This is a genomic window from Halomonas sp. MMH1-48 (genome assembly GCF_022348105.1).
In the GTDB taxonomy this organism is placed as follows: domain Bacteria; phylum Pseudomonadota; class Gammaproteobacteria; order Pseudomonadales; family Halomonadaceae; genus Vreelandella; species Vreelandella piezotolerans.
On record NZ_JAKRFL010000020.1, the window covers coordinates 35846 to 57589 of the forward strand.

Annotated in this window: 17 protein-coding genes; 10 read left to right on the plus strand and 7 right to left on the minus strand. The window is 58.0% G+C overall.

Features of this window, described 5'->3' with window-relative positions; all coding sequences use genetic code 11:
• Positions 1 to 33: 33 nt before the first annotated feature.
• Positions 34 to 3483, minus strand: coding sequence for a transcription-repair coupling factor (mfd, locus tag MHM37_RS14730; RefSeq protein WP_239297114.1), 3450 nt, complete (start codon positions 3481 to 3483; stop codon positions 34 to 36).
• 242 nt (positions 3484 to 3725) lie between these two features.
• Here mfd and MHM37_RS14735 point away from each other — a divergent pair, with 242 nt between their 5' ends.
• The 9 genes from MHM37_RS14735 to sthA all read left to right on the plus strand — a co-directional run bounded on the left by MHM37_RS14735 (position 3726) and on the right by sthA (position 13460).
• A complete protein-coding gene (locus MHM37_RS14735) occupies positions 3726 to 5180 on the plus strand; it encodes a glyceraldehyde-3-phosphate dehydrogenase (RefSeq protein WP_139528115.1) in 1455 nt (484 codons plus the stop codon).
• 316 nt (positions 5181 to 5496) lie between these two features.
• Entirely contained in the window at positions 5497 to 6846 is a 1350-nt protein-coding gene (locus tag MHM37_RS14740; protein WP_139528114.1) for a Na(+)-translocating NADH-quinone reductase subunit A, read from the plus strand.
• Entirely contained in the window at positions 6846 to 8072 is a 1227-nt protein-coding gene (locus MHM37_RS14745) for an NADH:ubiquinone reductase (Na(+)-transporting) subunit B (protein ID WP_139528113.1), read from the plus strand. Before MHM37_RS14740 ends, MHM37_RS14745 begins: the two co-directional genes overlap by 1 nt.
• Positions 8072 to 8893 (plus strand): Na(+)-translocating NADH-quinone reductase subunit C, encoded by an 822-nt coding sequence (locus MHM37_RS14750; RefSeq protein ID WP_139528112.1) that lies wholly within the window; start codon positions 8072 to 8074, stop codon positions 8891 to 8893. The genes MHM37_RS14745 and MHM37_RS14750 overlap by 1 nt, the downstream gene beginning before the upstream one ends.
• A gap of 2 nt (positions 8894 to 8895) precedes the next feature.
• The gene (locus MHM37_RS14755; protein WP_139528111.1) at positions 8896 to 9564 is read left to right on the plus strand and encodes an NADH:ubiquinone reductase (Na(+)-transporting) subunit D; all 669 of its coding nucleotides are present in this window, start codon (positions 8896 to 8898) and stop codon (positions 9562 to 9564) included.
• A gap of 1 nt (position 9565) precedes the next feature.
• Positions 9566 to 10183: an NADH:ubiquinone reductase (Na(+)-transporting) subunit E gene (gene nqrE, locus MHM37_RS14760; RefSeq protein WP_044628064.1), complete on the plus strand. Its 618-nt coding sequence runs from the start codon at positions 9566 to 9568 to the stop codon at positions 10181 to 10183.
• 68 nt (positions 10184 to 10251) lie between these two features.
• Positions 10252 to 11484 (plus strand): NADH:ubiquinone reductase (Na(+)-transporting) subunit F, encoded by a 1233-nt coding sequence (nqrF, locus tag MHM37_RS14765; RefSeq protein WP_219863504.1) that lies wholly within the window; start codon positions 10252 to 10254, stop codon positions 11482 to 11484.
• A gap of 212 nt (positions 11485 to 11696) precedes the next feature.
• Complete coding sequence (gene nqrM, locus MHM37_RS14770) at positions 11697 to 11951, plus strand: (Na+)-NQR maturation NqrM (protein WP_139528109.1); 255 nt, start codon at positions 11697 to 11699, stop codon at positions 11949 to 11951.
• A 117-nt stretch (positions 11952 to 12068) separates the two neighbouring features.
• Positions 12069 to 13460 (plus strand): Si-specific NAD(P)(+) transhydrogenase, encoded by a 1392-nt coding sequence (gene sthA / locus MHM37_RS14775; protein WP_139528108.1) that lies wholly within the window; start codon positions 12069 to 12071, stop codon positions 13458 to 13460.
• Between the two features lie 65 nt (positions 13461 to 13525).
• Here sthA and MHM37_RS14780 read toward each other — a convergent pair whose 3' ends face one another.
• From MHM37_RS14780 to leuS, 5 genes are all read right to left on the minus strand, one after another.
• Entirely contained in the window at positions 13526 to 14461 is a 936-nt protein-coding gene (locus MHM37_RS14780) for a PA2778 family cysteine peptidase (protein WP_239297113.1), read from the minus strand.
• 13 nt (positions 14462 to 14474) lie between these two features.
• Positions 14475 to 14873, minus strand: coding sequence for a PA2779 family protein (locus MHM37_RS14785; protein WP_139528106.1), 399 nt, complete (start codon positions 14871 to 14873; stop codon positions 14475 to 14477).
• Between the two features lie 98 nt (positions 14874 to 14971).
• Complete coding sequence (gene holA / locus MHM37_RS14790) at positions 14972 to 16039, minus strand: DNA polymerase III subunit delta (RefSeq protein ID WP_139528105.1); 1068 nt, start codon at positions 16037 to 16039, stop codon at positions 14972 to 14974.
• Positions 16036 to 16530 (minus strand): LPS assembly lipoprotein LptE, encoded by a 495-nt coding sequence (lptE, locus tag MHM37_RS14795; protein ID WP_239297111.1) that lies wholly within the window; start codon positions 16528 to 16530, stop codon positions 16036 to 16038. The genes holA and lptE overlap by 4 nt, the downstream gene beginning before the upstream one ends.
• Positions 16527 to 19112, minus strand: a complete 2586-nt coding sequence (leuS, locus tag MHM37_RS14800) for a leucine--tRNA ligase (RefSeq protein ID WP_239297110.1) — start codon at positions 19110 to 19112, stop codon at positions 16527 to 16529. The genes lptE and leuS overlap by 4 nt, the downstream gene beginning before the upstream one ends.
• 162 nt (positions 19113 to 19274) lie before the next feature.
• On the opposite strand from leuS, the gene MHM37_RS14805 reads away from it, so the two are divergent.
• Entirely contained in the window at positions 19275 to 19793 is a 519-nt protein-coding gene (locus MHM37_RS14805) for a zinc ribbon-containing protein (protein ID WP_159341934.1), read from the plus strand.
• Positions 19794 to 19796: 3 nt separating this feature from the next.
• Here MHM37_RS14805 and MHM37_RS14810 read toward each other — a convergent pair whose 3' ends face one another.
• Complete coding sequence (locus MHM37_RS14810; protein WP_239297109.1) at positions 19797 to 21110, minus strand: hypothetical protein; 1314 nt, start codon at positions 21108 to 21110, stop codon at positions 19797 to 19799.
• Positions 21111 to 21744: the final 634 nt, after the last annotated feature.

Consider the following 21744-nt stretch of genomic DNA (forward strand, 5'->3'; position numbering starts at 1 on the left):
GTGTGCTGCTTAAACATAAGTTTGCCCCAAGGTTCACGCTGCCGCTACTTTTTGATTGAGGGTCGTGAGCAGGGTTTCGATCTTTTCGAAACGCTGTTCGGCCGATTCCATTGGAAATTCAAATCGTAAGGTGTCAGAGCCGTCCAGGCGGTAGTGCTGGGGGGATGTCTGGATCAGGGTGACAAGCGTTAGCGGGTCGATCTCGGTGCTGCTATTGAAGATCACTCGCCCGCGCTGTTCGCCCGCTTCAATGCGGGCCACGCCGAGCTGCTCGGCTCGGTGGCGTAGCTTGGTTTGGCGTATCAGGTTTTTCAACGGCTGGGGGAGTAGGCCGAAACGGTCGATTAGCTCCACCTGGAGCTCTTTCAGCTCGGCATCCGACTGAGTGTTGGCAATGCGTTTGTACATGACAAGACGCTGCTGTACGTCATGCACGTAGTCATCTGGGATCAAGGCGGGCAGATTAAGGCTAATCTCGACGCCGGTATTGAAGGGGGCGTCGATATTGGGCGTTTTGCCCGCGCGAATGGCCTTCACCGCTCGGTCCAGCATCTCCATGTAGAGAGTGTAACCGATGGTTTCCATTTGGCCGCTCTGCTCGTCACCCAAAAGCTCTCCGGCGCCGCGAATTTCCATATCGTGGCTGGCCAGTGTGAAGCCTGCGCCGAGATCGTCGGACGCGCTGATGGCTTCGAGGCGTTTGACCGCATCGCGGGTCATGGCTTTGGGGGGCGGCGTCAGTAGATACGCATAAGCCTGATGATGGCTGCGTCCCACGCGGCCACGCAGCTGGTGAAGTTGCGCCAAGCCAAACTTGTCGGCTCGCTCGATCAGAATGGTATTGGCACTGGGGACGTCGATCCCCGTTTCGATGATAGTCGAGCAAACCAGCACGTTGAAACGGCGATGATAGAAGTCTGACATGACACGCTCGAGACTGCGTTCAGGGAGCTGGCCATGGGCCACGGCCACGCGCGCCTCGGGTACCAGTTCGCGAATCTGTTCAGCCGCGTTCTCGATGGTTTTGACTTCATTGTGTAAGAAGTACACCTGGCCACCGCGCAGAATCTCCCGCAGCAGCGCCTCTTTGATGACGCTGTTGTCTCGCTGCTGCACAAAGGTTTTGACCGACAGGCGCCGAGCGGGAGGCGTAGCGATGATGGACAGATCGCGGATGCCGCTCATGGCCATGTTGAGCGTGCGAGGAATCGGCGTGGCCGTTAGCGTGAGAATGTCGATTTCAGCTCGCAGGGTTTTGAGCTTCTCTTTCTGGGCGACGCCGAAGCGGTGCTCCTCGTCGATGATCAACAGGCCCATTTTGGGTAGTTCGACGCTCTTTGAAAGCAATTTGTGGGTGCCGATGACGATATCGGTCTGGCCACTTTTGATGCTCTCCAGCGTTTGGGTCATCTCTTTGCCGCCGGTAAAACGCGAGATCAAGCTGATATTGACGGCGGTATCGGCAAAGCGGTCGCGGAAGTTTTCGAAATGCTGGCGCGCTAGCAGGGTGGTGGGCACCAGTACCACAACTTGTCGGCCGGACTGCACGGCGAGGAATGCCGCCCGCATGGCGACCTCGGTTTTACCGAAGCCCACATCGCCGCACACCACCCGGTCCATCGGCTGGGGCGACACCATATCGCCGATGACGGCCTCGATGGCCGCCTGCTGGTCGGGTGTCTCTTCGAAGGGGAAGCTGGCCGCGAAGCGCACGTACTCCTCCCCTGGCGTTTCGTAAATCACGCCCTGCTGGGCTTCGCGGCGCGCATAGATGTCGAGCAGCTCGGCAGCGGTATCGCGGATTTTCTCGGCGGCTTTGCGACGGGCTTTTTCCCACTGATCGGAGCCCAGTTTGTGCAGTGGGGCGAGCTCGTCATCGGCGCCGCTGTAGCGGGAGATGAGGTGTAAGCTGTCCACCGGCACATACAGCTTGGCGCCGTCGGCGTAGGAGAGGGCAAGAAACTCATTGGCCTGACCGCCTGCCTCTAGGGTTTCCAACCCCAGGTAGCGACCCACGCCGTGGGCCTGGTGAACCACCGGCGCGCCCTCGCGCAATTCGGAGAGGTGTCTTACCGCCAATTCATTGTCGTCGGTGGCCTTTTCCCGCCGACGGCGTTGGCGCACCACGTCGCCAAACAGCTCGGTTTCGCTGATCACCGCCACATCCGGCTCGGTGAGCCAGAGGCCGCTGCCGACCAAACTTTCGGTAATCGCCATGCGTCGGGTGCCGGCCAAGAATGCTTGGAAACTGTCGCTATGAGGCAACGACAGTTTCAGCGGAGCGAGGACGTCTTCCAGGGCTTCCCGACGTCCGCGGGATTCCGCGACGAACAGCACACGGGTGTCGGCGTGCTGTTCCAAAAAATTGGCCAGCTCGCTCAACGGCTGCTTGGCGCGGGCGTTGATCGAGAGGGTAGGTAGGGCTTGTGCCAGTGGGCTCAGCGCGTGGCGCTGGGTGTCGTCCTCGGTGAGCTCCAGGCGCGGCCGCGCTTTGATGGCGGAAAACACCTCGTTGACCGGGAAAAAAGCGCGATGGGGCGGCAGGAGCGGGCGCGTCGGGTCGACGCCAAGATTGACATAACGCGATTCGATGGCCTGCCAGTGCTGCTCGGCAGCTTGAAATACGCCTGGCAGAAGGGCGACGCGGGTGTCGTCGGTGACGTGCTCGAACAGGGAGGCGGTTTCGTCGAAGAACAGCGGTAAGTACTGCTCTAGCCCGGGAGAGGGGATCGCTTTCAGCGCGTCGTTGTAGAGTGGGCACTGGCGCGGGTCGACGTCGAAGAGCGTTTCGAACTGTTCGCGGAAGCAGGCAATCGCGCTACGACTCAACGAGTACTCATGTGCGGGCAGCAGCTCGATGGTGTCGACTTTGTCCGTAGAACGCTGACTGCCAGGATCGAAGTGGCGCAGTGTATCGATCTCGTCATCGAAGAGATCGATGCGGATCGGTTCGTCCATGCCCATGGCAAACAGGTCGATGATGGCGCCACGCATGGCGTACTCGCCTGGCTCGTACACCGTTTCGACCGCACGATAGCCTGCCCGGGAGAGCGATTCACGAAACGTCTCGCGGTTTAACGTAGCGCCAGCCTTGAGCGTCATTACGCGGCCAGCGATATAGGAGACCGGCGGCAGGCGCTGCATGAGCGTATTGATCGGCACGAGCACGATGCCGCGCACACCATCTTGCAATTGGCGCAGCGTTCTCAGCCGCGCAGAGATGATGTCCTGGTGCGGCGAAAAGCTGTCGTAGGGCAGCGTTTCCCAATCGGGCAAGGGGAGTACGGGCACGCTGCTGTAAAACGCCAGATCCTGCTCCAGACGCTGCGCGCTGGCTGTGTTGGGGGTGATCACCAGCAGTGGCGCATGGGAGGCTGTCTGAGCGAGCGCCAAGGCAGTCGCACTGCCCGGCGGCGCTTTCAGGTAAAGCGTGTCGCGTATCCCTTGCGGCTGAGGCGGTTCGAGCAGAGAGAAAGAAGACATAATTAAGGTATCGTTTTGCGCAGAAACGGAACCAAGATCATACACGATCCGCCCTTTGGCGCAGAGGCTTTGGCGCCATGGGGCGTTAAGATCGCTTGGTCGCTGCATCATTGGCGTTTGTAGTCAATACCCTTTTTCTGTAATACCCCTACATGTTGTGCGACTATCCATTCATTGCGGCACCTTAATAAGCTCCGGATAATACTCAGGACATCCCCGTTCATAACTCAATGAGGCCGCACGTGAGTCAGCAAGCGCTCGAAAACGTTTTTCAGGAATGGCAAAACAACGAAGCTCTGGCGGAGCAAATGATCCCACTAGTAGGGCAGCTCTATCGCCAGAACAACGTTGTGGCCACGATGTTCGGACGCTCTCTGATCAAGCGGTCGGTCATTCGCATTCTCAAAGATCACCGTTTCGTGCGTAAGATCGAAGGGACCGAGCTGTCCGTGGCGGATACCTTTCCTATCGTCAAGGCGATGAGCGAGATGAATCTGGGGCCTGCCCACGTGGATGTAGGCAAGCTGGCGGTCAGCTTCAAGCGGCAAGGTGGCGGTGACTTGAATGCCTTCTTGAACAAGGAGCTGAACGAGATCATCGACGGCTACCAGCCGGGTGCCAGCACGGGTGAGCCAAAAGATGTAGTGCTTTACGGTTTTGGGCGCATTGGACGCCTGCTGGCCCGGGTCATGGTCGAAAAAGCCGGTGGCGGTAACTTATTGCGTCTACGTGCCATTGTGGTACGTGGACGCGGTGACGTTGCTAAAGATCTAGAGAAGCGCGCTAGCCTGCTGCGCCGTGATTCTGTGCACGGCCCGTTCGATGGCACCATCACTGTCGATGCCGACGCGCGTACCCTGACCATCAATGGCAACGTGGTCCAAGTGATCTATGCGGATTCTCCGAGTGACATCGACTACACCGCTTATGACATCCACAACGCGGTCATCGTCGACAATACCGGTATCTGGCGCGACGAAGCGGGCCTGGGGCAACATTTGGAGTGCAAAGGAGCAGCAAAAGCGCTGCTGACCGCTCCAGGTAAAGGCGATATCAAAAACATCGTGTTCGGTATCAACCACGAATCGATCGGCGATAGCGACCGTATCGTCTCGGCGGCATCGTGCACCACCAACGCCATCGTGCCGGTTCTCAAGGTGCTCAACGATGAGTTTGGCGTGGTGACGGGGCACGTGGAAACCGTTCATGCTTACACCAACGATCAGAATCTCATCGATAACTATCACAAGGGCGATCGTCGCGGGCGCAGCGCAGCGCTGAACATGGTGCTGACCGAAACCGGTGCTGCCAAAGCCGTTGCCAAGGCGCTGCCGGAGCTGGAAGGCAAGCTGACCGGTAACGCCATCCGCGTGCCCACGCCGAACGTATCCATGGCGATTCTAAATTTGACCCTGGAGAAAGGCACCGACGCCGAAGCGCTCAACGACTATCTCCGCCGTATGTCCATCGATTCCGCTTATCAAAAGCAGATCGATTTCGTCGACTCGGCCGAGGTGGTCTCGTCGGATTTCGTCGGCAACCGCCATGCGGGCATCGTCGATGCCAAAGCGACCATTGCCAACGGCAACCACGCGGTCGTGTACGTCTGGTACGACAATGAGTTTGGCTATAGCTGCCAGGTCATTCGCATCCTACAGCACATGTCCAACGTGCAATTTTTGAAGCTGCCACACTAAGCCGATGCGGCTATAGACGCGGTAAACGCTAAATTAGCGTATCAGCGACATCGGTTTGACCAACGCCACCCTCGGGTGGCGTTTTTTGTTCCAGAAACGAATGGCCTAGAACGGCACATAGCACTTTTGGAGGCCATCAGGGATGTGGTCATTGGCCGCGCTTATCTTTATAATGCGATAGATTTTTCGGGGTGGTTCAAGCGTGCTTGAGCCTGACTGGTAACGATCTGAACAGCAAAACAAGAATTCACTGAACAGAAAATAAGCATTCGAACCCCTTACCTTCGTATATCCGATCCATCAACTGGGCGAGACTATGATCGAAGTCAAAAAAGGCCTGGATCTCCCCATCACGGGAGCGCCCGAGCAGCGTATTGACAATGCGCAGCCTGTGCGTCACGTGGCAATCCTGGGCACTGACTATGTTGGCATGAAGCCAACCATGGAAGTTCAGGAAGGGGATAAGGTCAAATTAGGCCAGCTTCTCTTCACCGACAAGAAAATCGACGGCGTTCGTTTTACGGCGCCTGCCGGTGGTGAAGTGGTCGCTATTAACCGTGGCGAAAAACGACGTCTACTGTCTGTGGTCATTAAAGTCGATGAAAATGAAGAAGCGATGACATTTGCTTCTCATGATCGTGGCGCTTTAGCACAGCTCGATCGTCAAACCGTTGTCGACCAGCTCGTCGAGTCTGGCATGTGGACCGCTCTACGTACGCGTCCTTTCTCACGCACGCCAGCTATCGACAGTGTGCCTGCCGATATCTTCGTCACCGCCGTGGATACCCATCCGCTGAGCGCTGACCCCGCCTTTATCATCAACGAAAATGCTCAAGCATTCGAAGACGGCCTCAAGGTGCTAACCCGCCTGACCGAGGGCAACGTTTTTCTGTGCACCGGAGCAAACGCTTCCGTACCCGGCGGCGATATTAGCGGCGTCAAGACAGAAAGTTTCGCTGGGCCGCACCCGGCAGGCTTGGTAGGCACGCATATTCATTACCTTTCGCCCGTCGCGCTGCACAAAAAAGTGTGGCACATCGGTTATCAGGACGTGATTGCGTTCGGTAAGCTGTTTACAGAAGGTAAGCTGGACATGAGCCGCATCGTTGCGGTGGGTGGCCCGCGTGCTGAAAAGCCTCGTCTGCTGCGCACCCGTATCGGGGCGAGCACCGAGGAACTCTTGGCAGGTGAAATCATCCAACCAGAAGACACTCGTGTGATTTCTGGCTCGGTCTTCTCTGGCGCTGCCGCAGAAGGCAAGGTGACTTACTTGGGGCGTTTCCACAACCAAGTCAGCTTGCTGGAAGAGGGCAACAAGCGCACGTTCATGGGTTGGCTCTCTCCCGGTGCCAATCGCCACTCGGTGATGGGTATCTATCTTTCAAAAATCAAAGGCCTGAGCAATTACGCGCCGACCACCTCGACGAATGGTTCCGAGCGTGCCATGGTGCCGGTGGGTAACTACGAACGCGTCATGCCGTTGGATGTCATGCCAACGCAACTGCTGCGTTCGCTGATTGTGGGCGACATTGAGGTTGCCATGCAGCTTGGGTGTCTTGAGCTGGACGAAGAGGATCTGGCGCTATGTACCTACGTTTGCCCCGGCAAATACGAGTACGGCCCAATCCTGCGTGACAATCTCACCATGATCGAGAAAGAGGCCTGATGATGGGTATTCGACAAACACTCGATAATCTCGAGCCGCACTTCCACAAAGGTGGTAAGTACGAAAAGTTCTACCCGCTCTATGAAGCGGTAGATACGATTTTCTACTCGCCCCCCAGCGTTGCAAAAACCACCGCTCACGTGCGTGATGGCGTCGACCTGAAACGCATCATGATCACGGTATGGATGTGTACCTTCCCGGCCATGTTCTTCGGTATGTGGAACGCAGGCTGGCAGGCGAACACTGCCATCGAAGCGGGTTATGCCTCCATGAACGGCTGGCGCGAAGCCATCATGATGACCCTCGCGGGCGGTCATGATCCCAGCAGCCTGTGGGCTAACTTCGTTCTTGGCGCGACTTATTTCCTGCCCATTTACCTCGTGACGTTCGTCGTGGGTGGTTTCTGGGAAGTGCTGTTTGCCATCAAGCGTGGCCATGAAGTCAACGAAGGTTTCTTCGTGACCTCCGTGCTGTTTGCGCTGATTCTGCCGGCCACCATCCCGCTTTGGCAGGTCGCTTTGGGGATTACCTTTGGCGTCGTGATCGGCAAAGAGATCTTTGGCGGCACGGGTAAGAACTTCCTGAACCCCGCGTTGACGGGTCGCGCGTTCCTGTACTTCGCTTACCCGGCGCAAATTTCCGGTGATGCAGTGTGGGTCGCCGCCGATGGCTACACGGGTGCGACAGCGCTCTCCATGGCGTTTCAAGACGGTATGTCTGCGCTGACCAACACCTATAGCTGGTGGGATGCGTTCCTGGGCTTCGTGCCAGGTTCCGTGGGTGAAGTCTCGACCCTGGCTATCCTGATCGGTGCCGCCGTACTGCTTTGGACCAAGATCGCCAACTGGCGCATCATGCTGGGCGTCTTCCTGGGCATGGTGATCACCAGCACGCTGTTCAACCTGATCGGCTCCGAGACCAATGCCATGTTCGCGATGCCGTGGTACTGGCACCTCGTCATTGGTGGTTTTGCCTTTGGTATGGTGTTCATGGCGACCGACCCAGTGTCTGCCGCGATGACCAACCAAGGTCGCTTGGTGTTCGGTGCCCTGATCGGTGTGATGACGGTCTTGATCCGCGTAGTCAACCCGGCTTTCCCGGAAGGCATCATGCTGGCCATTCTGTTCGCCAATCTGTTTGCGCCGCTGATCGATCACTACTTCGTCCAGGCCAATGTTAAGCGCCGTCTCAAGCGTACTGGCGTACCGGCCGAGGAGACTGCCTAATGGCACAAGGTAACAACTCCATCAAGAAAGTTCTGATTGTCGCTTTCTCGCTGTGCATCGTGTGCTCGGTCATCGTCTCGACGGCGGCCGTGGCACTGCGCCCAGCGCAGCAGCTCAATCAGGAGCTGGACCGTAAAACCAACATCCTCAACGTGGCGCGTCTTTACGAGCCAGGAATGGATGTGGAAGAGACGTTCAGCAATCAGATCACTGCCCGCGTCGTCGAGCTGGAAACCGGTGACTACACCGAACAGTTCGACCCCAGTACCTTCGATGGTTTCGAAGCTGCACGCGATCCGGCCACTGGCCGTACGCTGTCTGGCGATCGTGACATCGCGGGACTCTCGCGCGTAGAAAATTTCGCGACTGTGTACTTAGTAGGCGATCCTGAGAATCCTGACCAGATCGTTCTGCCTATTCGTGGGCAGGGCCTGTGGGGCCGTATGATGGGATTCCTGTCGGTAGAGGGTGACGGCAATACCATCGTTAGTATCACTTACTACGACCACAGTGAAACGCCGGGCCTGGGTGCCGAAGTCAACAATCCGCGTTGGCAAGCCCAGTGGGAAGGTAAAGAGATCTACAGCGAAGAGGGCGACCTCTCTCCTGAAATCCACCTGACCAAAGGCGGTGCGAGTAACGAGCACGAAGTCGATGCGCTCTCCGGTGCTACGCTGACCAGTAACGGCGTGACCAACATGCTGCAGTTTTGGCTGAGTGAAGAGGGCTTTGCTCCTTACTTGGCTAAATTCCGCAGCGGAACCGAGCCATCAGACGCCGAAGACACCGAGACTGACTTCGACGACGTTGAGGGGGCCTGATCATGGCGGATGTAAATGCAAAAGGCGTTTTAACGGCGCCTATTTTCAAGAACAACCCCATTGCGCTTCAGATTCTGGGGATCTGTTCTGCACTGGCGGTGACCACCAGCATGAGCGTGTCGCTGGTCATGTCGCTGGCGGTTATTTTCGTAACCTCTTTTTCGAACCTGTTCGTATCGCTGATTCGGAATCACATTCCGTCTTCGATTCGTATCATCGTTCAGATGACCATCATTGCCTCGTTGGTCATCGTGGTCGACCAGATCCTCAAAGCCTATGCTTACGAAATGTCCAAGCAGCTGTCGGTGTTCGTCGGTCTGATCATCACCAACTGTATCGTAATGGGCCGCGCGGAAGGTTTCGCGATGTCCAATACGCCGGGCATGTCGTTCCTGGATGGTATCGGTAACGGCCTGGGCTACGGTTTCGTCCTGATGGTGGTAGGTTTCTTCCGCGAACTGCTGGGTGCTGGCAGCGTCTTCGGCTTCACCGTGCTGCCGACCATTCAGAATGGTGGCTGGTACGTGCCGAACGGTCTGCTGCTGCTGCCGCCGTCTGCTTTCTTCATCATTGGTCTGTTGATCTGGGTACTGCGCTCTGTCAACCCGGAGCAAGTCGAAGAGAACGAGTTCAAGATGAAGCACAACACCAAGCCGAAGGAGGCCGTGTAACATGGAACACTATCTGAGCCTTTTCGTCGCTTCGGTATTCGTCGAGAACATGGCACTTGCCTTCTTCCTGGGCATGTGTACGTTCCTCGCGGTATCCAAGAAGGTGTCTTCTGCCATCGGTCTCGGTATTGCGGTTATCGTCGTACTGACGATCACGGTGCCGGTCAATAACCTGGTATTCACGTACCTGCTGCAAGAAGGCGCGCTGACCTGGACCGGCATTAGCGGTGCTGAAAACATCGACCTGTCATTCCTGGGTCTGCTCTCATACATCGGTGTTATCGCGGCCCTAGTACAGATCATGGAAATGTTCCTTGATAAGTACGTACCGTCGCTTTACAACGCCCTGGGTGTCTTCCTGCCGCTGATTACCGTTAACTGCGCCATCCTCGGTGGCGTACTGTTCATGGTGGAGCGTAGCTACAACTTTGGCGAGGCCGTGGTGTATGGCTTCGGCGCGGGTACCGGTTGGGCGCTAGCGATCGCTGCACTGGCAGGCATTCGTGAAAAGCTGAAGTACAGCGACGTGCCGGGCGGTTTGCAGGGTCTTGGCATTACGTTTATCACCGTTGGCTTGATGTCGCTGGGCTTCATGTCCTTCTCTGGCATTCAGCTTTAATCGGAGCCGGTTTTCTCGGCAGCCCAGGCTGCCGAGGTACAGAAAACCTTCAGCAATAGGAAACCGACATGGTTGATACATCTGTCATCTTGCTCGGTGTTGTCATGTTCACGGTCATCGTTATTAGCTTAACGGCGATCATTCTGGCAGCGCGCAGCAAGCTAGTGAGTAGCGGGGACGTGACGATCGAAGTCAACGGCGACCCCGAGCACACCCTGAAGACCCAAGCCGGCGGCAAGCTACTGAATACCCTGGCGGCCAACGGTATCTTCCTCTCCTCTGCGTGTGGCGGCGGCGGTTCCTGCGCCCAGTGCAAGTGCCGCGTTGAAGAGGGCGGCGGTTCTATCCTGCCGACGGAAGAGTCGCACTTCACCATGCGCGAGAAGAAAGAAGGCTGGCGCCTCTCTTGTCAGGTTCCTGTGAAGCAGGACATGAAAGTAGAAGTGCCGGAAGAAGTCTTCGGCGTGAAGAAGTGGGAAACCGAAGTAACGGCCAACCCGAACGTCGCGACCTTCATTAAAGAGCTCAACTTGAAGCTGCCCGAAGGCGAAGAAGTCGCTTTCCGTGCAGGTGGTTACGTTCAGCTCGTGGCTCCGCCTTACGACATCAAGTTCTCGGACTTCGATATCGAAGAAGAGTACCGTGGCGACTGGGAAAAGTTTGGTCTGTTCGACATTTCCCACAAGAACAACGAGGAAATCATCCGCGCCTACTCCATGGCGAACTACCCGGAAGAGAAAGGTCTCCTCAAGTTCAACATTCGTATCGCGACGCCGCCTCCTGGCACCAGCCATCCCCCGGGTCTCATGTCGACCTACGTCTTCAGCCTGAAGCCGGGTGACAAGGTGACCGTCATGGGGCCGTTTGGTGAGTTCTTCGCCAAAGACACCGATGCCGAGATGATCTTCGTCGGTGGTGGTGCGGGCATGGCGCCGATGCGTAGCCATATCTTCGACCAGCTCAAGCGTCTGAAGACCGATCGTAAGATTTCGTTCTGGTACGGTGCGCGCTCCTGGCGTGAAACCTTCTACAACGAAGAGTACGATCAGCTGGCAGAAGAGTTCCCCAACTTCGAGTGGCATCTGGCGCTCTCCGATCCGCAGCCGGAGGACAACTGGGAAGGCCCGACGGGCTTCATTCACAACGTGCTTTACGAAAACTATCTGAAGGACCATCCGGCTCCTGAAGATTGTGAGTACTACATGTGTGGGCCGCCCATGATGAACGCCTCCGTTATCAAGCTGCTGCTTGATATGGGGGTCGAGCCGGAAAACATCCTGTTGGATGATTTCGGCGGCTAATGTCGCATCCGCAGACGTTAGACACGGGGCTAGCCTTAGGGCTAGCCCCGTTCGTTTATGGAGTGATCGACATGCACATCGTGGGGAATTTGCCCGGAATGCCTGATCATTTTGCATTGGCTGGGGTACAATAGAGGATAATTTTTTAAGGCACTTATCGGCGCGATGGCTGTCGGCAGGTAAGGCACTCAACGCAATGTCGGGAGGACCACATGGCAATTTGGCTACTGGTATTCGGTTTTATGGCGCTGATCATGGGGGCCATGGCCGTCGGTGTTTTGATGGGCCGTAAACCCATTGCAGGCTCCTGCGGCGGCTTGAACCAAATCGGCATGAAAGAGGGTTGCGATATTTGCGGTGGCAAAGACGAGGTTTGCGAAGAAGAGAACCGCAAACGTGGCAGCGTGCGCCGTCGCAGCGACGAAAGCCGCGGAGCAGACCTAGGCTATGATGCGACACGCCGTTGAGCCGCATCACGGCTAGTGATTCATGATATACACGCACACACGTTCAACGCTCGCTTAATCGCGGGCGTTTACGTATGTGTTGGCGAAAATATAAAGGAATGAGGAGATCCAAACCGTATGGCGGTTCACAATTACGATGTCGTGGTTATCGGGACCGGTCCCGCCGGGGAAAGCGCTGCCATCAATGCTGCCAAACACGGTATGCGGGTGGCGATCATCGAGAAACAGACCCAGGTCGGTGGTAATTGCACCCACTGGGGCACCATTCCTTCCAAAGCGCTGCGCCACCAGGTCAAGCAGATCATGGCGTTCAATACCAACCGGATGTTCCGCGATATCGGTGAACCGCGCTGGTTCTCTTTTCCCAAAGTCATGGAGCGCTCGCGCGGCACGATCGACAAACAGGTCGAAATGCGTACGACATTCTACGCGCGCAATCGAATCGACCTCTTTCACGGCGTCGCGCGTTTCAAAGACGAACATACTGTCGTCGTTCGCGACCGCCAAGAGGGGATGGAAGAGTTAGTGGCCAAGAAAATCGTCATCGCCACCGGCTCACGCCCTTATCGCCCGGCGGATATCAACTTCCGTCATCCGCGCATCTACTGTTCCGATACCATCCTAAGCCTTTCCCATACCCCGCGTACGCTGGTGATTTTTGGCGCCGGTGTCATTGGCTGTGAGTACGCCTCCATCTTCTCGGGGTTGGGCGTCAAAGTCGATCTGATCAACAACCGCGATAGTCTGCTGTCGTTCTTGGACGACGAGATCAGCGATGCGCTCTCGTACCACCTACGCAAACATGGCGTACTAATTCGTCATAAGGAAGAGTACGAGAGCGTCGAGGGTGACGAGGCGGGCGTGGTGGTCCGCTTGAAATCCGGCAAGAAAATCCGCGCCGATGCGTTTCTTTGGGCCAACGGCCGCACGGGTAACACCGACAGTTTGGGGCTCGAGAACATTGGCTTAGAGGCCAACGGTCGTGGCCAGCTCAGCGTCGATGAACACTATCGAACGTCGATCCCGCATATTTATGCGGCAGGGGACGTGATCGGTTGGCCAAGCCTGGCCAGCGCCGCCTACGATCAGGGCTTGAACTCCTGTAACGAGCTCTTGGAGAAAGAGTACCGCTTCGTTAGCGATGTACCGACCGGTATTTATACGATTCCCGAGATCAGCTCCTTTGGTCCCAACGAGCGTGAGTTGACCGAAGCCAAAGTGCCCTACGAAGTGGGCAAGGCCTTCTTCAAGGACACCGCCCGTGCTCAGATCACCGGCGATACCGTGGGTATGCTCAAGATCTTGTTCCACCAGGACACGCTAGAAATTTTGGGTATCCATTGCTTTGGTGACCAAGCCTCCGAGATTCTGCATATCGGCCAGGCGATCATGCAGCAAGAGGGTGAAGCGAATACGCTCAAGTACTTCGTGAACACCACCTTCAACTACCCGACCATGGCCGAAGCCTACCGGGTCGCCGCGCAAAACGGTTTGAATCGCGTTTTTTAAGCGCCCATAAAAAGGGGGCTGATGCCCCCTTCCTGTTGCCACACCACTTTTCCACGGTTATGCCTTTACAGCGACTCCAGCAGCTGCCGTGCACGGGGCTGCCATTCGCCTTCGAGCGCAGCGGCACGCTCAAGCGATGCTCGTGCGTCGTCGATGCGCGCTTGTTGGTATTGTAAAATAGCGAGGTTCAGCCACGCTGCGCCCATCGTGGGGTCTAGCTCTGTGGCAGACTTGAACGCGCTCAGTGACGCGCTCGCCTGCTGGTCGGCATACAGCACATTGCCCAGCGCAAACTGCCCCATCGGGTTTTGCGGGAAGCGCTCGACAAACGCCTGCCAGCTACTCAGTGCCTTCTCGGCGCCATGCTGCTCTTCATAGGCGCTAATCGCTTCCAGAGCATTACGTGCGGTTACGCCCTTGGGTAGGCTGCCCGGCTCGCTGACCACAAAGCCCCAGCGCTCAGAACGAGCCCAGGTCGCATCGAATCGGCTAAACGATAGGGTATGCCGCTCGATCTCACCGCTGCGCAAAACCAGCGTTTCGTTCGGCAAATCAAAACCAATCGCCACCGCATAGTGCCACATGGGAAAGGCGGGCAGGGCGAGGTTCTGCATCACGACGACCGGGTCGCCAGCTTCCAGATGCGTGAGCAGGGCATCCATGGTACCGCGAATGGGAATCGCCAGCCGTTCGTAGCGGCGTACCGTGGCCAGCATCTCTGGTTGCACGCTGCCATCTCGGCCCGGTAAAAAGACTTGAGGAATCAGCTCGTCCAAGCCGACGTCCACGCCTTCGTGATTGAGTACCATCGCCAGGGTTGCCGGGCCGCACTGATACTCGGTTTGGGCGTAAAACGGCACGTCGGTAAGCTCGGTTTGCGGAGTAAGGCTTGCTTTGGTGCTTTCCAGCAGCACGGGGCTGCGAGCACAGCCAGTTAGCAGCAGGATCAGCAGGCTCAACACCAAAACGCCCGCAGAGCGGGCGTTAACGGAACGGTCCATGGTCACCAATACGTTAGCGAGTGAACGGATAAACATCGGTCAACCCTAGGATGTCCGTTACCAGCAGAATGACGAATACCGCGAACAGCGCGCCGATCACACCGGCACCGGCAGGCAGTTGTTCGAGCTGCTGTGCCATTTGCTGAGCTTCGGCATCGCTAAGGGCTGCAACACGCGCCTCGACATCGGCGGGATTGACGCCCTGTTTGAGCAGTTGATCTTGCACATCGGCACGGGCGAGGATTTCGTTGATACGCTCGCGGTCAGCGCCAGCACGGTCGCCTGCCAAAACAGACTGCGTCGATACCAGATCCATACCTTGTGGAGCGGTAGGGGCCGCCACGACGGGCAGGCTGGTCAGCACTAACGCAGCAATCAAAAGGGTCGAGAGGTAAGCACGCACTGTTTTCATCGTCTTCATCCTTAGACTGGTCGGGGAGCAGGCCATCGAGGGCCCGTTAAATAGTATAGAAACAAACAGATGCGGTTTTAAGATAAAAATGCAAAGTACTAATTATTTGCACTAATGCGATAGGTCCAGGGCGTTTCCGCTAAAATGCCCTTGGCGCCCGCCATGGTCATGGCCAGATCGTGCAGCCCCGGCCACAGCGGTACGACAGAAGCCCCCTTGACCGCCAAATCCAAGCGCTGCGCCATGAGCAGCAGCTTGTGCAAGCGCTTCATGGAGAGTCGGCCAATGGCTTTTTGATAGGCCGGGCGGCGTTTATCGAAAATCATCGGCTTTTGGGTTTTGCAGGCGTGTTCGAAACTCTGGCCCTGGTCGAGATGCTGATGCAGGGATAGCAGGGTGCGCAGCTCGCGGGTCAGCGCCCATAGGACGATGGGCGCTTCCACGCCTTCGCTCTTCAGGCCGTGGACGATCCGCGAGGCGCGGCTGGGTTCGCCCTTCAAGCAGGCGTCTGCCAGATTGAAGACATCGAAGCGGGTGCTGTCTTCGACGCCTTGAGCAATGTGTTCGACGTTGAGCCGAGTGTTGGCGGGGTAGATCAGCGCCAGCTTCTGTAGTTCCTGATCCGCCGCCAGCAGATTGCCCTCGGTGCGCTCCCCCAAAAGCCGAGCCGCTTCCAGGTCGATCTGCAGGCCGTGATGCGAGGCCCTATCGCGCAGCCAGTAGCCAAGGCGCGAGGCATCGACCGGCCAAACGGGCACGAACAAGCCGTGTTTATCCAGCGCCTTGAACCAGGCGCTTTTCTGCTGCTTGGCATCGACTTTGCCCATGCTGACCAGCAGCAAATCATCGCTGCCATCCATCATGTCTGCGTACTGCGCCAGCGCTTTGGTACCTTCCTGCCCCAGCTTTTGATTGCCCAAACGCAGCTCCAACAGTTTATTGGAGGCAAACAGCGAGAGGTTGCTCGCGGTTTCCAGTAGCCGTCCCCAGGCAAAGTTGGGCTCCACGTCCAGCACTTCGCGCTCTTCGATACCCGCTTGGCGAGCGGCGGCGCGCACGGCATCGCAGGCGTCACGATGCTGAAGCGGCTCGTCACCCGCCACGATCACCGCTTTCGGCAGCTTCTTGGCCAGAGCGGCAGGCAATTGATCGGCAAATACCTTCACCGCAGCGCCTCGAGATTGGCCAACCGTTCGATGATGCGCTGGGCAAGCTGGCGGGTCAGCGTTTGCTGGGCTTCCTGGAAGAGCGTCTCCCGGTTCAGCAGGTCGTCATCGCTGACGCGGATGCGCGTGCTGGTCGCCACCGTAGCATCGTTCAACGCGTACGCGCCGGTGTCGCGCTGCTGCACCGACAGCGACGTGCTCAGCGTTAGTTCATGCTCTCGGCTTGCGCGACCCTCGGTGCCGATGGGCCGCTGCTGTAGCGAGGGCGTGCCCAGCGTCACGCGCCAGGGCGCCCCGCTTGTCACCTCGGTGCCCAGTTGCTGCAGACGTGTGCGAAGCTGCTGAGCGAGAGCGCTATTGTCATCGCCCTCTAACGATAGCGCAGGAAGACGTGGCATGGATTCCGAACCGCGCAAGCGGAACCCACAGCCGCTGAGCAGCACCGCCACCGAGGCGGCAGTGCTCAGGATCAAGAAGCGACGGCGATTCATCCACTCACCACAATGTTAACCAGCTTGCCGGGCACCACGATCACCTTACGAACCGTTTTGCCTTCCAAATGGCGCTGGACGTTATCGTTTTCCATCGCCAGTTGCTCGATGGCGGCTTTATCAGCGCTGGCCGGAGCTTCCAGGCGGGCGCGAAGTTTACCGTTCACCTGTACCACCAGCTCGATGCTGTCGCGGGTCAGGGCGGCTTCGTCGACGTCCGGCCACTGGGCTTCGATGGCCGGCTGTTCGTGGCCGAACTGCTGCCACAGCGTGTGACACAGGTGCGGCGTGATTGGGGCCAGCAGCAGGACGCAGGCCTCTAGCGCTTCACGGCTGACCGCCAACCCCAGCTCGGAGGTGTCCTCGAACTTGGCCACCGCGTTGGAAAGCTCCATCACGGCGGCAATGGCGGTGTTGAAGGTGGTGCGGCGGCCAATGTCGTCGCTGGCTTTCTTGATGGTTTCGTGGGTCTTGCGGCGCAGCGCTTTCTGATCGTCGTCGAGTGCGTCGACGTTCAGTGTGCCCGGCGTGCCCGCTTCCAAGTGCTCGCTGACTTGACGCCAGATGCGCTTCAAGAAGCGATGCGCGCCTTCCACACCGGAGTCCGACCACTCCAGCGACTGCTCGGGCGGTGCCGCGAACATCATGAACAGGCGTACGGTGTCGGCACCGAACTTGTCGATCATCGATTGCGGATCGACGCCGTTGTTCTTCGACTTGGACATCTTCTCGATGCCGCCCATCTCCACCGGCTGGCCGTCGCTCATCAGTATGGCGCTCAGCGGGCGGCCTTTCTCGTCGCGCTTCACTTCCACATCGGCGGGATTAAACCACTCTTTACCGCCGTTCTCTTTGATGCGGTAGAAGGTTTCGGCGATCACCATGCCTTGGGTGAGCAGCTGCTGGAACGGCTCGTCGGAATCGACCATGCCGAAATCGCGCAGCAGCTTGTGGAAGAAGCGGGCGTAGAGCAGGTGCAGAATGGCATGCTCGATACCGCCAATGTAGAGATCCACCGGCAGCCAGTAGTTGGCGCGCTCGTCCAGCATGGCTTCGTGGTTATCCGCACAGCAGAAGCGGGCGAAGTACCAGGAGGACTCCATGAAGGTATCGAAGGTGTCGGTTTCACGCACCCAGCCGTCGCCCAGCTCGGAGAACTCCGGCATCTTCTTCAGCGGCGAGCCGGAGGCATCCACGGTGACTTCCATGGGCAGGGCAACCGGCAGCTCGTCATCGGAAAGCGGTACGGTTTGGCCTTCCGGGCCGTACTTCACCGGAATCGGCGCGCCCCAGTAGCGCTGGCGGGCAATGCCCCAATCGCGCAGGCGGTAGTTGGTTTTCACCTCGCCACGGCCTAGCTCGGCCAGTTTGGCGGCAATGGCATCGAACGCTGCCTGGAACTCCAGGCCGTCGAACTCGCCGGAATTGATCAGCGTGCCGTGTTCGACATACGCACCTTCGGAGATATCCGGCGTGTTGCCGTGCTCGTCGGCGACCACCGGCTTCAGCTCGACACCGTACTTGGTGGCGAACTCCCAGTCGCGCTGGTCGTGGGCAGGCACGGCCATGACCGCGCCGGTGCCGAACTCCATGAGCACGAAGTTGGCGACGAATACCGGCACTTCTTCACCACTCAACGGGTGAATGGCTTTATGGCCCGTGGCCATGCCCAGCTTCTCTTTGGTGGCCATTTCCGCTTCGGAGGTGCCGCCTTTGGCGCACTCTTCACAGAACGCCGCGATCTCGCTGCTCTGCTCGGCGGCCTGTTTGGCCAGCGGGTGACCGGCGGCAACGGCTACGTAGGTCACGCCCATCAGCGTGTCCGGGCGGGTGGTGTACACCGCCAGCGGCTCGCAGGCGCTACCATCGGCGGCTTTGATATCGAAGCTCAGCTCGACGCCACGGGATTTACCAATCCAGTTGCGCTGCATGGTTTTGACCTGCTCGGGCCACTTGACGTTATTCAAATCCGCCAGCAGCTCATCGGCGTAGTCGGTGATCTTCAGGAACCACAACGGGATCTCTTTACGCTCTACCGGCGCGCCGGAACGCCAGCCGCAGCCGTCGATGACCTGTTCGTTGGCTAGCACGGTTTGGTCGACCGGGTCCCAGTTCACCGTGGACATCTTCTTGTAGACCAGCCCTTTCTCCACCAGCTTGGTGAAGAACCACTGCTCCCAGCGGTAGTAGCTGGTATCGCAGGTGGCGAATTCGCGGCTCCAGTCGTAGGCAAACCCCAGTGCCTTCAACTGGTTGCGCATGTAATCGATGTTTTGGTAGGTCCACTTGGCAGGCGGCACCTGATTTTGGATCGCGGCATTTTCCGCCGGCATCCCGAACGCGTCCCAGCCCATGGGCTGCATGACATTTTTACCCTGCATGCGCTGGAAACGTGAGACAACGTCGCCGATAGTGTAATTACGCACGTGGCCCATGTGCAGCTTGCCGCTGGGGTAGGGGAACATGGATAGGCAGTAGAATTTTTCGCGGTTGGCGTCTTCTACGGCTTTAAAGCACTGGTGTTTGTCCCAGTACTGCTGAGCATCACGTTCGATATCACGGGGGCTGTAATGTGCGTCCATCGGTGTTTTCAATGCCTTGGGGTCATTCGCCCAAAAAGGGCGCAAAGTGAATAGTAGATGACGACTGTCAGATAAGTAGCGTCGATTGTATCCTATGCAGGTGTATCCTTGAACGGCTAGCCGATGATAGGCAGCACCTGTGGCGACAAAAGGAGAGGACCCATGGAAAAACATAACGATCACCGCCTTCGCGAAGGCTACGAGCGCCTGTTAGAGCGCATGCAAGATGGCGCCAACGAGCTCACTTGGGACAACCTGCAAAAGGATTTGGACGACGCCGTTGCCTTCGAAGCCGAGCTGGAAGAGTACACCAAAGACGAGCTGGCCCTGCTACGCGCCTGGGTAGAGCGCGACCTGAAAGACATGCGCTACTACATGGCCGATACCGGCAAGCAGGTGGCAAGCTGGCTAGGGATCGACATCGACCAGCTCTCCCGACGCGTGGCGGAATCGCTACTCTCGATTGCCGACCGCAGCATCGTCGAGCGCGAACGCTTCGAGGATGACCTGGAAGCCGCCCGCGCCGACTACTGCGAAGGCGAAATGGCCGCCCCTGGCTTGATGGCCTGCACCCACTGCGATGCCCAGGTGATGCTCAACGAAGTCGCCCGGCTGGAACCCTGCCACCAGTGCGGCCACCGCTACTTCTACCGCTTCCCCAATAAAATCATCGAAACCTGATGGTTAACCCAGCCAAGCGCCCAAGCCTGCGATCGCCCCCAGCGAGAGCAGGCTCATCATCGCCGCGTAGGGCAGGTTGTCTTTCATCATGCGATACCCGCTCACCCCATAGCGCCCCTGCAGTGAAAGATTGATACCGGAGAGCGGCCCCACGCTGGTGCCCACCGCCCAGGCGCTCAGCGCCACGAAGGCGAACAGCGTTTGCTCGCCGCCGCTCAAATCCAAAATAGACGCCAGCACCGAAACGCCAATAATCGGGTGTAGCCCCGCCAGCGCGCTCAGCGTAATGGCGGCAAAGCTGGCCATGGCCTGCCAGGTGCCAAAGCGGGCAAACAGCGTCCATTCATCGCCCGCAGCGGCGGCCACCAGCGTCGAAAGCCCCAATGTCAGTAAGCCTGCCGCTAGGAATAGCGAGATTTCCCCACGCATGGCGGGCAGGCGGGTCACGGTATGCTGGCGAATACGCCGCAGGGTAAAGCGCGGCCCTTCCTGCAGGTTGCTTAACAGCGCCACCCCCGGCAGTAAAAAGGTAATGATGCTGACGATGGTCAGTGACGGCGTGATCCAGAAGTGAAACAGCATCACCAGCGCCGCCATGCCCGCTGGCATCAGCAGGCTACGCGGCGATAGCGAAAAACCATCCACCTCGGTTAAATCAAACCGCCGCCGCAGCTCCAGCGTGGTCAATAGCCCCGAGAGCATCGCCATCGGAAAACCCACCACGGCAATTTGGGCGTACTGCACCGACGGCACCAGGGCAATCACCACCGCCATGGAGGCAAAGAAGGGCGACCAAAGCGCGGCGCTGGAGAGCCCCCGGTTCAGCGCCAAAAGCTGAGGTGTGGTCAACGGCGCACGGCGGGCCAAGCGGTCGCCCACCATGAACACCGTCGATAGATTCAAAATCGTGCCAAGAAAATGAACCCCCAGCCAAGTGCGCAGCACGCCGTCCGCCCCTGTTACCCGCTTACCCGGGGCACGCTTGTTGCCCTGGGTGCCAATCAGCGAGATAAAACTCACGCCCACCAGCATGGAAGCCACGAACACGTTCCCCTGCAGCATGGCAGGCCAGTTCACCGCCGCGCCATACACGGTTTGCGCCACCACCAGCATCACCACACCCAGGGCAATCAACACCCCCGCCTGAAGGCGCGAACGCTTGGGAATATCCCGCCACAGCAGCGCCACCGCCGCCCACAGCAAATAGCTCACCGCCTGCGCGGTCGGCACCGCCCCGGTAAAGCCCAAAATCTGTGCCAAAAGCCCCAGCAGCACCAACACCCCCGCCAAGCGCTGCCGCCTCGTCGTCTCTTGCATCTCAATCCCTTACTGGTTGAGTTAGCAGGCTAATCGGGTTTGCGCGAGAAGGCTAGTCGCAAGAAGTGATGGGGGAAGGTGAGATAACAGATGTGGGGGATGCATCATCTGAGAGATAACAGGTTGGGGGGTAACAGGTGTGAGAGGTGACAGATGTGGGAGGGCGCTTCAGCGCGCGATGATCCAGCCACCACTCCAACGATAACGCCATCAACCCCGTAGCGCGGCGTAACGAACGAAGTGAGGCACCCGCGAAGCACCGCAACGCGGTGCCAATAACGCCGCGCAGGCCAATCAGGCACTGCAGAAAAATTAACCGAACGCGTGACCTAAGCTGAATTTGTTAATAAAGTGTATGAGCAGCAGGGAATTAAAGGTTTGAAGTGCTGTTTATGATTGCCTTTGATTTTTATGGCTTAAATAGAAATTCACTGGAGAGAAGATGAAAGCTATCGATCTGCTTAAGGTTAATGGTGAGCTTTTTCATAAATCTAGAACTGAGACAGACGATGCCTGTCAAGCTTGTTGGAACCTGGAATCAGGCGGCTTCTAATCGCTGATCGCGTTGAACCAGCGGGTCTTCCCGGTCCGGGTTCAGCCAGACCGTCCGGCGCGGTGTCCAGTTCCGAGTGGC